Origin of the sequence: Streptomyces albidus (ex Kaewkla and Franco 2022) (assembly GCF_013870515.1) — a bacterium.
Taxonomy (GTDB): Bacteria; Actinomycetota; Actinomycetes; order Streptomycetales; family Streptomycetaceae; genus Streptomyces; species Streptomyces albidus.
Genome location: NZ_JACBXA010000473.1, coordinates 1 through 1,815 on the forward strand (window position 1 = coordinate 1; position 1,815 = coordinate 1,815).

General features: G+C 71.2%; 2 protein-coding genes. Both read left to right on the top strand.

All coding sequences use genetic code 11. The features are described 5' to 3' along the window. Window positions 1–1,004 (top strand): DUF3152 domain-containing protein (locus tag H5J26_RS30635; protein ID WP_181769202.1); only part of this gene is annotated, 1,004 nt, incomplete at its 5' end. A 259-nt stretch (window positions 1,005–1,263) separates the two neighbouring features. Next, on the top strand, window positions 1,264–1,815 hold a 552-nt coding region (locus tag H5J26_RS30640), incomplete at its 3' end, for a DUF3492 domain-containing protein (RefSeq protein WP_181769203.1).

Below are 1,815 nucleotides of genomic sequence, written 5' to 3' on the forward strand. Positions count from 1 at the left end.
GCATCGAGCCCCGCCGGCCCGGGACGCCGGGGCCGTGGAACGGCTACGGACAGCGTGTCGGGTTCGGCGACTCCGGTCAGGCCGAGAGCGACCCCAGGCAGTACGCGCAAGGCGCCGGTGAGAGAGCGGAGGAGGGGCTCCCCTCCGTACCGCCGCATCATCCCGGACAGGCGCGGCTCCCCCGGACGAAGAAGAAGGGCGGCAAGGGCCGCACGGCCACAGGCGTGCTGGCGGCCGCCGTCACGACGGTGCTCGCCGTGATCATCGGCGGACAGGTCGCAGGCGGGGGTGACGACGGGCCCGCGGGCTCCGCCGAGGCGGGTCGCACCCAGTCCGATGAGGGCCCGGCGTCCCGCTCCGACGGCAGGGGCGAGCCGGGCGGTGCCCCGCAGGCGGCTCCGCTCTCGTACGACCAGAAGATGGAGAAGACCTTCCCGCTGGCCGCGGACTTCAAGGGCAAGGGCACGTTCTCGGCGGTCAAGGGCAGTGATGACGGCGCGGACGGCGGCGAGGTTCTGCGCTATCGCGTGGATGTCGAGAAGGGACTCCCCCTGGAATCCCGCCTCTTCTCGCAGGCCGTGCACAGGACGCTGAACGACAGGCGCAGTTGGGCACACGACGGCGAGCGCAGCTTCAAGCGCGTCGACGGGCGTGACGCCGACTTCGTGATCACCCTTGCGAGTTCCCCGACGACCGACGTGTGGTGCGCCAAGTCCGGGCTGGACACCAGCGAGGAGCGCGTCTCCTGCGATTCGGCCTCCACCGACCGCGTCATGATCAACGCGTACCGGTGGGCCCAGGGCGCGAAGACGTTCGGGGACGACCGGATGCTCGCGTACCGGCAGATGCTCATCAACCACGAGGTGGGTCACCGGATCGGCCTCGATCACGTGGGCTGTCCGAAGGACGGCGCGCTGGCCCCCGTGATGATGCAGCAGACCAAGACCGTCACGTCGGGCGGGGCGAAGTGCCGCCCCAACGCCTGGGCGCACCCCAAGGGTTAGCGCCTCCGGGCTTCTGTTCCGGCCCGCCCGCCCCGCGTTCCGGGGCTGTCGGGTGTCTCCTCCGCACGGGTCCGATTTGAGTCGTAGCGCATTGGAACGCCCGACTGGTCGGTAAGTCACGGGCATTCACCCCTTTTGGTGGCGCGACGGACAACCGTCCATCCGGTGCGAGGGGCGCGCATAGCGTCTTCCGCGTCACGCCACACAGCCTCTTTCGGGCGGTGGCCCACTCGGATGATCGGTCGGGGGTGGTGCGTCCGTGCGCATCGCATTGCTTACGGAGGGTGGTTATCCCTATGCGCGTGGTGAAGCCGCCGTGTGGTGCGACCGGCTTCTGCGTGGGCTGAGCGGCCACGAGTTCGAGGTCTATGCGCTGAGCCGCAGCGCCCGGCAGGAGAGCCTGGGCTGGTGCGAACTCCCGGAGAACGTCGAGCGGGTGCGCACCGCACCGTTGTGGGGCTCCTCCGAGGGGCGTACCGGGAGGGCCCGGTCGTCCGCGTGGGCTCCCGGCGCCGAGTCCTCCGGTCGCTACGGACGGCGTGAACGACGGCGTTTCGCCGAGCACTTCGGGGACCTGGCCGCCGCCGTCTGCAGCGCGGGTGCAGAGGGCGAGAGTGGCGGTGGCGCCGAAGGCGCCGCAGAGACCGGGCAGTTGACGGACCGATTCGCCGCGGGGCTCTACGGCCTGGCCGAGCTCGCCCGCGAGTACGGAGGCCTCCCCGGCGCGCTCCGCTCCGAACTCGCCGTCCGCGTACTCCAGTCCGCCTGCCGCGCACCCGGCGACTCCGCGAACATGGGCTCCGCCACCTCT